Here is a 12,278-nt window from a genome sequence, read left to right as displayed (position 1 = left end):
GGCTACTCGCAGCCGAGCTCGGCGGCGGCGGCGCCGAGCTCGAGCTCCGCGCCCCAGTCGGCGAACGCGAGCTCGGCGTCGCCGTCGGTCTCGGCGAGCGTGAGCGCGCGGGGGAGCGGCGGCCCGTAGCGCTCCACGACGAGCACGCCGGCACGGCTGTCGCTCGCCCCGATCTGCACCGCGAGCGTCTCGCCGTCGCCGCTCGGGGCGGCGACCGACAGCTCCGCCCCGGAGAGGATCGCCTCGAGCAGGGCCTCCGGGTCGGTGAACGGCGCCCACTGGGCGACCGCCGGGTCGGCGCCGACCGTGCAGACGCCCTCCACGAGCTCGGGCCGCTCGCTCGCGGCGGCGAAGGCGGCATTGCCCCGCACCGCGGTGCGGCCCTCGTCGACGAGCATCGAGGTCGAGACGCCGTCGGCCGCGAGGCTCGCACGGAACGCGCCCGCCCGTCCCGCGTAGTCGACCGTGATCGTGCGCCCGGGCAGCAGCTCGCCCTCCTCGGAGGTGACGAACTCGTGCACCGTCCCGGTCACCGCGACCGAGCCGCCGCCGCGCACCGCGTCGAGGATCCGATCAGCGAGCTCGGTCGAGGGCACGAGCCAGAGCCCGTTGCCGCTGGTGCCGTCGAAGGACTCGGTGTCGATCCCGGGCGGCTCGGTCGGCAGCGGGGGCGTCGCGGCGCAGCCGGAGAGCAGCAGCGGCACCGCGAGCAGCAGGGCGGCGCGGATGCCGCGGCGGCGCCCCGTCGACCGCGCCCCGCCGGCCCGGCTCATGAGGAGGCGTCCGCGGCGCACACGCTGGCCCCGCGCTGGCCCGAGAGCGTGGCGGCGTCGAGCGAGACCTCGCCCTCGGTGCCGCCGGGGCGCACCACGAAGCAGCTGCGGTCGTCGGCGAGGCCTGCGGCGGCCGGGATCCACGCCTCCGTGCCGCGCACGAGCCCGCTGAGATCGGACTGGGTGCCGTCGCCGTCGACGACGAAGAGCTGGTAGTCGGCGTCGGGGCCGGACCAGTCGAGTCGCAGATTGCCGGACTCGACCGAGGCGGTGAGCCCCTCGACGCGCACGCTCGAATCGGTCGCCATCGACACGATCCACCAGGCGAGGGCGCCCGCGAGCGCCAGGAAGGTGAGCCCGACGGAGACGAGGAACGCCGGGTGCAGCCACCAGCGTCGCGTGCGCGGCGGGGCCTCGGCGAGCTCGGGCAGCACCGAGGAGCCGCTGCCGAGGGCGCGGGCGCCGCCGGCGACCCGGGCCGGCGCGGGCGTCTGGCCGAGCGCGGCCGGCCCTGCGGCGGGCGGCGGCGTGCGGTCGGTCATCTCGGCTCCCTCGGGGTCGAACGGCTCGGCGGCGCGCAGCGGGCCCGGCCCGGCCGCGCGACCGCGTACCATGCTATATCGGTGCGCCTGCCCCGAACGGGGCACGCGAGGGAGGGGACCGGAGTGGGCAGCACGCGACGACGGCTCGGCGCCGCCGCGCTGTCGATGCTGCTCGCGGTGCTGGCCGCCCTGGCTGCGGCCCCGCCGGCCGGGGCCGCGGGCGACGCGCCCCCCGGGCCCGGCTCGGGCGACGTCGCGATCCCGTACCGCGGCAGCACCACGATCGACATCGCGGCGCCGTGGCGGATCACCGACTGCCGGGTGCCCGCGCAGGCGACCCCGCTCGTCGTCGGCTGCGACGAGCGCAGCATCTCGCTCGCGGCCCCCGACTACGACCCGGACGCCGCGGCCGTCGCCGTGCCCGTCCCACTCACCGACGGCCGCATCACGACCGTCGCCGAGTACCGGGTGAGCCTCGAGGCCCCCGAGACGCCGAGCGCGGAGCCCGCCCGGGCGCTCCGGCCGACCGCGGCGGGCGCCCTCCTCCGGCTGCCGATCTCGGAGCTCGGCGTCGAGTGCGCGGTGTGCGGCGCCGGCGGCCGGCTCCGCGCCGTGGCCGTGCACCCAGCACAGGCCGGCTCGCTCTGGGCGACGCCGACCCACCTCGTCTTCCGGGCCGCGCAGGGCTACACCGGCCCGGCCGAGCTCGTCTACCGCTTCGCCGACGACTACGGCGCCTGGTCGCCGGAAGGGGTGATCCAGGCATCCGTGCTCCGCCCCGGCGCGGCGCCGCTCGTGACGAGCGACCTCGTCGTCGAGCTCGACGAGGGCGCCGCCGAGCTCTCGCTCGAGCAGCTCGGCTTCGTGCTCGGCGACGACGAGCTCGTGCTCGTCGGCTGCGGCACCGCGATCCGCGGGCAGCTCCGCTGCGACGCCGACGGCGCGATCGAGTACCGGGGCGACGGCGCGGCCGACCAGTTCGCCGTGCAGCTCGCGACCACGGGCGGCGAGCAGGCGCTCGCCTCGGTCACGCTCGTGCCGGCCGGCGACGACGGGGCGGATGCCGCGTCCGCGTCCCTGCGGCCCGGCACCGCCCCGATCGCGAAGCCGAAGCAGGGCAAGCGGGGCGTCGCGAGCGCGATCGTGCCGCGCGTGCCCGTCGAAGACCACCAGGGCGCGGGCGGTCTGCTCGCCCCGCTCCTCGCCGCCCTCGACCGTGTGGGGGCCCGATGACCAGTCGCTGGAGGCGCACGCCATGAGCCTGAGACTCACGATCGATCGCAGCGCGAGCCCGGACGCCGCGGGAAGTTGGGCGCTCGACGTCGACGAGGCGACCACCGTCGGCGAGGTCGCCGAGTCGCTCGGCCTGCCGAGCGAGGCGCTCGACCCCCTCGCCGGCCCCGCCGCGCCGCTCGCGGAGAGCACCCTGCTCTCCGGGGCGACCGTGCCCGCGGCGGCCGATGCCTCGCTGCAGCCCGGCACGCTCCGCCTCGAGCTCGTCGGCGGCCCCTTCGCGGGCGAGACGGCCCCGGTGGCCCGGGGGGCCGCCGTGACCGTGGGCAGCGCCGCCGGTGCGACCCTCGCCATCGCCGACAGTGCGCTGCAGCCGACCCATGCGACGTTCACGATCGCCGACGGCGTCTCCGCCGACGGTCGGCCGGCACCGCTCGGGGCGACCGTCGAACCCGTGCCCGGCGCCGCCGTCTGGGTGAACGGGCAGCCCATCGAGGGGCCGACGTCGATCGTGCCCGCCGACCTCGTGCAGCTCGGCAGCAGCGTCGTCCGCCTCGGCATCGCGCCGGCCGCCGATGCCGACCTGACCCGCGACGCGCTCGGCGACCGCGGCTTCAACCGGCCCTCGCGCATCCGCCCCGCCGCCGAGCAGCCGGTCGTGCCGCTGCCCGGCGACCGCCCGGAGGACCCGGACCAGTCGCCGCTGCCGTGGCTGTCGGCGATCATCCCCGTCGTCCTCGGCGTGACCATGGCCGTGGTCTTCGGCCGCCCGATCATGCTGCTGATGGCCGCGGCGAGCCCGATCATGGTCGTCGGCTCGTTCCTCACGAACCGCAAGCTGGCGAAGAAGAAGGGCGTGAAGACCGAGCAGCAGTGGATCGAGGAGGTCCGCATCGCCGAGCGCCGCATCGACGAGCTCGCGAAGCGCCAGCGGATCGAGCGCTGGTACCGGCTGCCCGACCCCGTGGTCATCCTCGACATCGCCACCCGGCCCCTCTCCCGGCTCTGGGAGCGTCGCCGCAGCGACGTCGACGCGCTCTCGATGCGCGTGGGCGTCGCCGAGGTCGCCCTCGACGTGCGCTTCGAGGGCGGCGGGCGCGACCGCGGCGAGGCCCGCCGCGTCGGGGTCTCCCCGGCGCCCGTGGCCGCCGAGCTCCGCGCCGGGCCCCTCGGCATCGCCGGTCCGCAGGACGCGGTGCGCTCGGTGGCCCGCTCGGTCGTCGCGAGCTGGGTGACCCTGCGCTCGCCGCGCGACGCCGAGCTCGTCGTCGTCTGCCCCGACGACGCCGCGCCCGACTGGTCGTGGGTGCAGTGGCTGCCGCACGCCGCCGCCGGCGGGGCGGCCGCGGCGGCGATCGGCAACACCGATGACACGCGGCGCGAGCGGGTGCGCGAACTCGGGGTCATGCTCGAGCAGCGGATGCGGCAGTCGGGGCAGCGCGGCGCCGAGCCGCCGAGCGACGTGCTCGTCGTCGTCGACGGTGCGCGGGAGTACCGCATGCTGCCCGGCATGGTGCCGCTCCTCGAGCACGGGGCGAGCCACGGCATCCACGTCGTCGCGCTCGACTCCGAGCGCGCGCGGCTCCCCGAGGAGGCGAAGAGCGTCGTCGCGATCGACCACGGCGACCCCGCCATGGCCCGCGTGGAGACGGGGGCCGAGTACTGGCCCATCGTGCTCGTCGACGGCCTGTCGACCGCGCACTGCGAGCGGCTCGCCCGCAGCCTGTGCTCGCTGCGGCACGTGAGCGGCGTCGGCGACGACGCGATGCTGCCGACGGCGGTGCGCTTCGCCGAGCTGATGAAGCTCGACCTCGACGACCCGGAGCCGCTCGTGCGGCGCTGGTCGACCCACCCCCGCAACACCTTCGTCGTCGTCGGGGCGACGGGGGAGGGCGAGTTCGCGATCGACATCTCCCGCGACGGCCCGCACGCACTCGTCGCCGGCACCACGGGCTCCGGCAAGTCCGAGTTCCTGCAGGCGCTCGTCGTGAGCCTCGCGATGGCGAACCGGCCCGACGCCCTGAACTTCGTGCTCGTCGACTACAAGGGCGGCTCCGCCTTCGCCGACTGCGAGCGGCTGCCGCACACCGTCGGCATGGTGACGAACCTCGACGCCCGCGAGACCGAGCGCGCGCTCGCCTCGCTCGACGCCGAGCTGAAGCGCCGCGAGAAGGTGCTCCGCGACATGAGCGCGAAGGACGTGGACTCCGCGTGGGCGAAGGACGCCGACACGGCCGCCCGCCGCGGCCTCGCCCGGCTCATGATCGTCATCGACGAGTTCGCCGAGCTCCGCACCGAGCTGCCGGAGTTCATCGACGGCCTCGTCCGCATCGCCCGCGTCGGCCGCTCGCTCGGCGTCAACCTCGTGCTCGCCACGCAGCGGCCCTCCGGCGTCGTCACGCCCGAGATGCAGTCGAACATCAACCTGCGCGTCGCGCTGCGGGTGACCGACCGGGCCGACTCGGCCGACATCCTCGGTTCGGGTGAGGCCGCCCTGATCAGCGCCTCGACGCCCGGCCGGGGCTACGTGCGCACGGGCCCGGCCTCGGCGCCCGCGCCGTTCCAGACCGCGCGCGTGGCGGGCATCCGCCCCGGCGTGCAGCGCCAGGTCAAGGTGCTGCCGCGCAAGGCGCCGCTCGAGTGGGACGAGCTCGGCTACCCCGTGCGCTACCCGAAGCCCGTCTCCACGCAGGCGCAGAACACCGACCACGACGACACCGACCTGCGCGCGATCGTGAACCTCATCACGGCCGCGACCGCGCAGCTCGGCGTGCCGAAGAACCCCTCGCCGTGGCTCATGCCGCTGCCGACGGTGCTGCCGCTCGAGAAGTTCCAGGACGAGGCGATCCCCGAGCAGTCGATCGTGCTCGGCCTCGAGGACGTCCCGGGCGAGCAGTCGCAGCGCAGCCTCACCTGGCGCGTCGACGAGGGCTCGCACGTGCTCTTCCTCGGCGGGGCGATGTCGGGCCGCACCACGGCGCTGCGCACCATGCTGGGCCAGCTCGTGCAGGAGTTCTCGCCCGCCGACCTGCACCTCTACGTCATCGACTTCGGCAACGGCGCGCTGCTGCCCCTCGTCGACGCGCCGCACACCGGCGCCGTCGTCACGCAGCTCGACGCCGACCGGCTGCCCCGGCTCGTGCAGCGGCTGCTGGAGGAGCTCGGCCGCCGCCAGGCGGTGCTGTCGGCCGCGGGCGTCGGGCACATCTCGGAGCAGCGCGCCCAGTCCACGCCGGAGACCCGCCTGCCGTACGCGGTCGTCGCGGTCGACGGCTGGGAGCGGATGCTCTCGACGATGAACCCCGACCAGCTCGTCACCTTCCGCGACCAGTTCATGCGGGTGCTCCGCGAGGGTCCGGCGGTCGGGGTGCGGGTGCTCCTCACCGGCGACCGCGGCATCACCGGCGACAAGGTCGTCGCGTTCATCGACGAGCAGTACGTGCTGCCGATGCGCGACATCGCCGACTACCGCACCGCCGGCATCCTCGCCCGCGACATCCCGCTCGACCTGGCGCCCGGCCGCGTGCTGTTCGGCGCGGCCGGCGCCGAGGCGCAGCTCGCGGTGCTGAGCCGCGACACGAGCGGCGAGGCGCAGACCACGGCGCTCCGCCGCATCGTGGAGCAGGTGCGCGACCACTACGACCAGTTCCCGCAGCTGCAGGCCCTGCCCTCGCCGTTCCGGGTCGACCCGCTGCCGGGGCACTACGCCCTCACGGCGGCGTACGAGCTGCCCCTCGGCGACTCCGGGCCCGCCGACGGCCCCGTCGTCGCGGTCGGCGGCGACCTGCTCTCGCGGTTCACCCTCGACTGGCCCGCCGACGGAGGCTTCCTCGTCACCGGGGCGCGCAAGTCCGGCCGCTCCTCGGCGCTCGCCGCGATCGTGCATCAGCTGGCCTGGCGCAAGACCCCGCTCGTCGTCGTCTCGGCCCGCGACTCGATCCTGACCGAGGTCGCCGGGGCGCACAGCATCCCGGTCGTGCAGGGCGGCGATCTGACGCCCGCCGAGCTCGACCCGATCCTCGACGCCGCGGGCGAGCACGTCACCGTCGTCGTCGACGACGCCGAGCAGTACAAGAACGCGCCGCTCGAGCACGCCCTCACGGGGGCGAAGCACCGGGCGACGTTCATCGTCGCGGCCGACTCCGAGTCGCTGTCGACCCTGTTCGGCGGCCCGGTGGTCGAGGCCAAGCGTTCGCGGCGCGCCCTGCTGCTCCGGCCGGAGTCGACGATCATGGGCACGCAGGCGATCGGCACGCCCGTGCCGAAGTTCATGCTGGGCCGGGGCACGCCCGGCACGGCGGTGCTCACGACGCCCGGCGGCTGGCTGCCGGTGCGAGTGCCGGACATTCGGCAGTAGGCGCCCTCCGGCGCACGTAGACTGGCCGGGCTGGACCCGGGGGAATCGGGCCCGAGCCCGTCGAGAAGGGGATGATCCGAGTGGCCTCTGCCCGCTGCGCGTACTGCGATGCGACGCTGGAGCCGAACAGCATGTACTGCCTCTCGTGCGGTCAGCTGATCCCGCAGGCCCAGAGCGCGCCACCCGTGCCCGCGCCGTTCGCCGGTGCGAAGCCCGCGCCGAGCGCGGCCCCGGTCGCGCAGGCGCCCGTGCAGGCGGCTCCCGTCGAGCCCGTGCCGCTGCCGCGCTCCCTGCCGTGGCAGCAGACCCCGCGGGTCGAGACGATGCCGGCGCCGCCGACCGCGGCTCCGGCCGCCGTCGAGCGCGTCGAGCTGCTGTTCTCCACCGGCCAGCGCGTCGTCGTCGAGGGGGCGGCGGTCATCGGCCGCAAGCCCGCGGACACCGCGCTCGCGATGGGTGCCCGCGCCGTCGAGGTCCTCGACGACACCCGCTCCGTCTCGCGGGTGCACCTCTTCCTCGAGGTCGCCGGCGGCGGCATCACGGTCGGCGACGCCGGCTCGGCGAACGGCTCGCGCCTCGAGCGGGGCGGCCGCGAGATCGAGCTCGAGAGCGCCGGCACCCGGGTGCCGGCCGTCGTCGGCGACACGGTCTGGCTGGGCGATCTGAGCTTCGTCATCCAGGCGGCGTAGGCCACGCGGGGTCGAGCAGGGGGCCCTTCCACGCGGTGAACGGCAGCGCCTGTTCGAACAGCGCGTGCGGGATGCCGCGGGCGGATGCCTCGGCGAGCAGCAGCTGCACCGCCGTCGCGGCGACGTCGTCGGTGAGCACCGCGTCCATCAGGAGCGGCACGAGCCCTCGCCTCGCGCCGTCGGGCCAGCGGCCGTAGAGTCCGATGCGGGAGGCCGCGCCCCGATCGCTCAGCCGGGCGCGCAGCGCCTCGCCGTCGCGCACGCCGAGCTCGCAGAGCAGGGTGCCGTTGCCGGCCTTCAGAGCGAGCCCGCCGGCCTGGCCGAAGATCGGCACCGCGCGGAGCCGCGCCGTGCGCGGGCGGTCGTTCAGCACCCCGACGAAGGCGAGTTCCGACCACGGGACCTCCGGCATCCCCGCGGTCGCGACCCCGGTGTCGGTGACCACGAGCACGGGCGCGCCGGGGGCGAGCAGCAGCCGCAGCATCCGCCCCCGCAGCAGGCTCGTGACGAGCAGGCCGCCGGCCGCGAGCCCGAAGACGACGACGAGGCCGATCGTGAACCAGCTGCCGAAGCCCGTGACCACGAGCGCGACGACGCCCAGGGCGGCGAGCACGAGGAGCACCCAGCCCGTCGTGATGAACCGCCGGTTCCACCGCGGCACCGAGGCGGCCTTGACGGGATCGGGCTGCGCGACGAAGCGCACCGGGCCGACCGGGACCGTCATCAGCCGCGGAGGAACGGGTCGACGACGCCGGAGGCCGAGGGGCGCACGAGGTCGCCCGTGCCGAGCCGCTTCAGCTGCACGTACGCGCGATCGTGCAGCGTGATGAGCGGCAGCCCCGTCGCGCCGGGCTCTTTGCCGAGCCGCACCGTGACGTACGCGGTGCGGTCCGGCACGGCGAGGTAGATGGAGAGGCGGATGTCGCCCTTTTTGTGATTCGGCACGGGCAGGTAGACCGCCGGGTCGCCGGTCGCGAAGCGGGCGTGCAGGGCCTCGGCCTCCGCCCGGCCGCCGGCCGCCAGGAAGTGCCGGCCCGAGAGCGGCGTGCCGGTGTCGACGCGGATCCAGCGGTGCGCGCCGCCGATCGCGAACCAGGCGAAGAGCACGGCGAAGAAGGCCGTCACGATGACGAGGGTCGGCGCGACGACGCCGCGCAGGCCCGAGCGGCGGCCGGTCATCTCGCTCGCGTCGTCGCGGATCGCGCCGAAGTTCACGAGCACGAGGACGAGCGCGACGAGCGCGACGCCGGCGAGCACGGAGAACACGACCGTCCGCGTCGTCGAACGGGCGGAACGGAACGACTCCGGCAGGGCGGCGAGGGTGGCGTCGGAGGGGCGCACGGCGGGCCTTTCGCGTGGAGAACAGCGGCGAGAACGACTGTACCCAGTCCGGGGGAGCGGCGGACGGGGAGTTCTCCCCATCGGAATCCGCGCCGACTCCGGGTAACGTGAGGCACGCGCCGGGAACGGACATCCCCGTCCGGCCCTCGACACCAGCCAAATCTGGAGGAAACCATGGCGGAGATCCGCGTTACGTCCGACTCCCTCGCCGGGGTCGCCGGTCAGCTCTCGAGCGGCTCGCAGTCGATCGAGTCGCAGCTGTCCAACCTGAAGTCCCTCGTCGAGGGCCTCATCTCGGGCGACTGGTCGGGCACCGCGTCGCAGAGCTTCAACGAGCTGTACTCGCAGTGGGACCAGGCCGGTCTCCAGCTGAAGGAGTCGCTGCAGGGCATCAGCGACCTGCTGAACCAGGCCGCGCTGTCCTACGAGGACAGCGAGAACGCCATCGCCGGCACGTTCAACGGCTGATATCCGTCGCTGACGGCTCCGCGGGCACCCGCCCGCGGAGCCAATCCGGTCGGGAGGGAACCCTGTGGTCCAGTTCAGAGTCCGCGCCTCGGCGCTCAGCGAGGTCTCCGCGCTGCTCGGCACCGTGCTCGCGACGTTCGACACGAACCTGTCGACCGTCGACGCGCAGGTCAAGCGCACGGTCGACGTGACGTGGAAGGGCGAGGACGCCGAGAGCTTCTCCGAGGGCTGGGCGACCTTCATGACCACGGCCGGCTTCGTCCGGCAGTCGCTCGCCGCGCTCCAGGCCGGGCTCATCGCCGCCGACGGCTCGTACACGCAGAACGAGTCGGGCGTGCAGCGCTCCTTCACCGGCCGGGCGCCCGCGCTCGCCGCCATGCGCTCCGGCACCGGCCAGCTCAGCACGCGGGTCGCGAGCGGTGAGGAGAAGGCCGAGGACATGGCCGAGTTCTTCGGCCGCGACTACGCCGGCGACGACGAGGTCGAGCAGTTCGGCGGCGGGGCCCTCGGCCCGCGCAAGTCGAGCGGGCAGGCCACCGGCGGCGGCTCCGGCGACACCGACGGAGACGGCGACGACGACTCGATCGGCGAGGGCGTGTTCCGCCTCGGCGCCGACGGCGAGCCGGCGATCACCGCACAGGTCGCGCCGGTCGAGATCGGAGAGGTGCCGGTCATCGGCGCCGCAGACGGAGAGGGCACCGGCGCATGAGCGAGCAGCAGGCCGACACGACCGAACTGAAGGCACTCGCCGACATGCTGGGCGAGCTCGTCACGTACTGCTCCGCACTGAAGCAGGGCGCGAGCGGCTTCGCCTACATGCTGCCCGCCGAGTGGCAGGGCCCCGCCATGGCGAACTTCATCGGCATGTTCGAGAAGTGGCAGCTCGGCGCCGAGGCGATGACCCAGGCCGCCGAAGGCCTGCAGGACCAGGTCTCCGGCGCCCACCAGGCCTACACCGAGACCATCGAGACCCTCGACGGCGCCTGGAGCAACCTCGCCAACGGCCTGAGCGGCTGACCCGGCGCGGCGCGCTCCGCGTGCCCCGATCAGCCCCAGACATCCACCATCCGATCCCACCGGGAGTGCACTCATGACGCAGGTCCGCCTCGACGCCGCACGGCTCGCCGCCGACGGCACCGCGCTGTTCTCGATCGCGAGCTCGGCCTCCCAGGCGGCGCGCGCCTGCGAGTCGGCCCTCGGCGGCACCGGCGGCATGGCCGGCGACGACGAGTCGGCCGAGGTCTTCGCGCACGGCCAGGACGGCGAGCCGGGCTACGACGGCTACGCGGTCGACCTGCTGAAGGCCGTGCACGGCATGTCCAACGCCCTGCGCATCGTCGACGCGGCGCTCGGCAACACCGGTCGCGCCTACGACGGGGCGCAGCTCGTCGGCGCCTTCAAGCCCGCGTCCTCCTCGAGCATCCCCGAGGAGACCGCCGTCGTGAACGAGCCGCACGCCTCGGTGCCCACGGCGCTCGGCAAGGGCCCGGAGGGTCCGCTCGGCGAATTCGGTGACTTCCTGAAGGACGCGCTCGCCACCCTCGGCGTGGTCCTGCCCTCGGCCGACCGCGGCAAGCTCTCGACCGCGCAGCAGGCGTGGAGCAGCCTCGCGCAGGCGATGACGTCCGCGAAGTCCGAGGTGGGCTCCGCCTTCGTGAACGTGTCGTCGATGACGCTGCCGCCGTCGCAGGCGAGCAACATCCGCCGCTGCCAGACCTCGCTCGGCAGTTCGTTCGGCAAGCTCTCCGAGAGCGCGAACTCGATGGCCGGCTTCGCGCAGGGCATGATCGACGCCGTCGACAAGGCGTGGGAGGAGATCGGCTGGTTCATCGCGCAGATGGCCATCGAGATCGCCCTCGAGATCGGCATCGGGGCGCTCCTCGGCGCCGTGACCTTCGGCGCCGGCGCGGCCGCGATGGCCGCGAAGATCATGCTCACCGTCACGCGCTGGGCGATCAAGATCGCCGCGCTCTGCCAGAAGCTCCGCCGCCTCATCATGGCGGCCCTCCGCGTCGCCCGCATGGCGGTGCGCGGCGGCATCCGCGTCGCTCGCGAGGCGCTCTCCGCCGGACTCGCGAGCGCGATCACGACCGCCTCCTTCAACCAGGTGCGCGGCGCGCTCGACCCGAACTACCAGCCGCAGAACGTGCTGAACGCGGCCCTCGCCTCGGCGGCGGGCGGCGCGGCGGGCGGCACGGTCTCCGGCGCGGCGGGGCGGCTCACGAACCGCATCAACCCGGGCGCCATGCAGCGCGTCACGCACATCGCCGTCGAGACCGGCGGCGGTGCGGTCGACGGGCTCGCCTCGGGCCTCGCCGAGTCCGGCCTGAACGGCACGCCGTTCTCGCCGCTCAGCTCGATCGCGGCCGGCGCGCTCCTCGGCGGTGCGCTCGCGGGCCGTCCCGGCGGCCACGGCGGGCCCTCGAGCCCGTCGACGCCCAGCGGTCCCGGCAACGGCTCGACGCTGCCGGCGGTCACCGTGCCGGGCGCCGACACGCCGACTCCCGGCGGAAGCAACCAGACCACCGCGACGGCCGGCAACGGCGGCGGCGCGGTCGACGTGCCGAACGACGCGCCGACGCCCGGCGCCGGCGATGCCGGCACCTCGGCCGGTGACGGCGGCGGCGGGGTCGACATCCCGAGCGACGGTCCGACCCCCGGCGGCGGCGACGCCGGCGGTGGTGCCGGTGACGGCGGCGGTTCGGTCGACATCCCGACGGACGCCCCCTCGGCGCCCGGGGACCTCGGCGGCGGAGCCGGCGACGGCGGGGCCGGCGGCTCGGTCGACGTGCCCACCGCGGGCGGCGATGGCGCAGGCACCCCCGGTCACGCGGACGGCGGGACGCCCGGCTCCGTGGATGCGGGCACGCCGGGT

At 75.1% G+C, this 12,278-nt stretch carries 10 protein-coding genes and 1 pseudogene; 7 read left to right on the top strand and 4 right to left on the bottom strand.

The window, feature by feature from the left end; genetic code table 11:
* Positions 1 to 2: 2 nt before the first annotated feature.
* Together ACFWE1_RS04925 and ACFWE1_RS04920 are read right to left on the bottom strand one after the other, a co-directional pair.
* Positions 3 to 773, bottom strand: coding sequence for a hypothetical protein (locus ACFWE1_RS04925; protein ID WP_376932378.1), 771 nt, complete (start codon positions 771 to 773; stop codon positions 3 to 5).
* The gene (locus ACFWE1_RS04920) at positions 770 to 1,387 is read right to left on the bottom strand and encodes a hypothetical protein (RefSeq protein ID WP_376932377.1); all 618 of its coding nucleotides are present in this window, start codon (positions 1,385 to 1,387) and stop codon (positions 770 to 772) included. The genes ACFWE1_RS04925 and ACFWE1_RS04920 overlap by 4 nt, the downstream gene beginning before the upstream one ends.
* A gap of 51 nt (positions 1,388 to 1,438) precedes the next feature.
* Between ACFWE1_RS04920 and ACFWE1_RS04915 the strand changes: the two genes are divergently transcribed.
* The 3 genes from ACFWE1_RS04915 (at position 1,439) to ACFWE1_RS04905 (ending at position 7,594) form a co-directional block, all read left to right on the top strand.
* A complete protein-coding gene (locus ACFWE1_RS04915; RefSeq protein WP_376932376.1) occupies positions 1,439 to 2,548 on the top strand; it encodes a hypothetical protein in 1,110 nt (369 codons plus the stop codon).
* Positions 2,549 to 2,570: 22 nt separating this feature from the next.
* Positions 2,571 to 6,905 carry an FtsK/SpoIIIE domain-containing protein gene (locus ACFWE1_RS04910; RefSeq protein WP_376932375.1) on the top strand — a complete coding sequence of 1,445 codons (4,335 nt, stop codon included), beginning with the start codon at positions 2,571 to 2,573 and terminating at the stop codon, positions 6,903 to 6,905.
* A gap of 80 nt (positions 6,906 to 6,985) precedes the next feature.
* Entirely contained in the window at positions 6,986 to 7,594 is a 609-nt protein-coding gene (locus ACFWE1_RS04905) for an FHA domain-containing protein (protein ID WP_376932374.1), read from the top strand.
* Here the strand turns inward: ACFWE1_RS04905 and ACFWE1_RS04900 are convergent.
* Together ACFWE1_RS04900 and ACFWE1_RS04895 are read right to left on the bottom strand one after the other, a co-directional pair.
* Positions 7,578 to 8,318 (bottom strand): hypothetical protein, encoded by a 741-nt coding sequence (locus ACFWE1_RS04900; protein ID WP_376932373.1) that lies wholly within the window; start codon positions 8,316 to 8,318, stop codon positions 7,578 to 7,580. The two genes, ACFWE1_RS04905 and ACFWE1_RS04900, sit on opposite strands and share 17 nt — an antisense overlap.
* On the bottom strand, positions 8,318 to 8,935 hold the full coding sequence (locus ACFWE1_RS04895) for a hypothetical protein (RefSeq protein ID WP_376932372.1): 618 nt from the start codon (positions 8,933 to 8,935) through the stop codon (positions 8,318 to 8,320). Before ACFWE1_RS04895 ends, ACFWE1_RS04900 begins: the two co-directional genes overlap by 1 nt.
* A 174-nt stretch (positions 8,936 to 9,109) precedes the next feature.
* On the opposite strand from ACFWE1_RS04895, the gene ACFWE1_RS04890 reads away from it, so the two are divergent.
* The 4 genes and pseudogenes from ACFWE1_RS04890 to ACFWE1_RS04875 form a co-directional block, all read left to right on the top strand.
* Positions 9,110 to 9,403: a WXG100 family type VII secretion target gene (locus ACFWE1_RS04890; RefSeq protein ID WP_056010942.1), complete on the top strand. Its 294-nt coding sequence runs from the start codon at positions 9,110 to 9,112 to the stop codon at positions 9,401 to 9,403.
* Between the two features lie 64 nt (positions 9,404 to 9,467).
* Positions 9,468 to 10,112: a WXG100 family type VII secretion target gene (locus tag ACFWE1_RS04885; protein ID WP_376932371.1), complete on the top strand. Its 645-nt coding sequence runs from the start codon at positions 9,468 to 9,470 to the stop codon at positions 10,110 to 10,112.
* A complete protein-coding gene (locus ACFWE1_RS04880) occupies positions 10,109 to 10,420 on the top strand; it encodes a WXG100 family type VII secretion target (protein WP_189083696.1) in 312 nt (103 codons plus the stop codon). Before ACFWE1_RS04885 ends, ACFWE1_RS04880 begins: the two co-directional genes overlap by 4 nt.
* A gap of 73 nt (positions 10,421 to 10,493) precedes the next feature.
* Positions 10,494 to 12,278: pseudogene (locus ACFWE1_RS04875) on the top strand (hypothetical protein); the annotation flags it as partial.

This window comes from Agromyces sp. NPDC060279, from assembly GCF_042726785.1.
Taxonomy (GTDB): Bacteria; Actinomycetota; Actinomycetes; order Actinomycetales; family Microbacteriaceae; genus Agromyces.
Note: the sequence above shows the minus strand (reverse complement) of the source record. Positions and strands in the feature narration are given on the sequence as shown.

Bases quoted from the DNA above. Each gene is read 5' to 3' on its own strand.
- ACFWE1_RS04925 (WP_376932378.1), bottom strand. From the start codon at position 773: ATGAGCCGGGCCGGCGGGGCGCGGTCGACGGGGCGCCGCCGCGGCATC.
- ACFWE1_RS04920 (WP_376932377.1), bottom strand. From the start codon at position 1,387: ATGGTACGCGGTCGCGCGGCCGGGCCGGGCCCGCTGCGCGCCGCCGAG.
- ACFWE1_RS04910 (WP_376932375.1), top strand. From the start codon at position 2,571: ATGAGCCTGAGACTCACGATCGATCGCAGCGCGAGCCCGGACGCCGCG.
- ACFWE1_RS04900 (WP_376932373.1), bottom strand. From the start codon at position 8,318: ATGACGGTCCCGGTCGGCCCGGTGCGCTTCGTCGCGCAGCCCGATCCC.
- ACFWE1_RS04890 (WP_056010942.1), top strand. From the start codon at position 9,110: ATGGCGGAGATCCGCGTTACGTCCGACTCCCTCGCCGGGGTCGCCGGT.
- ACFWE1_RS04880 (WP_189083696.1), top strand. From the start codon at position 10,109: ATGAGCGAGCAGCAGGCCGACACGACCGAACTGAAGGCACTCGCCGAC.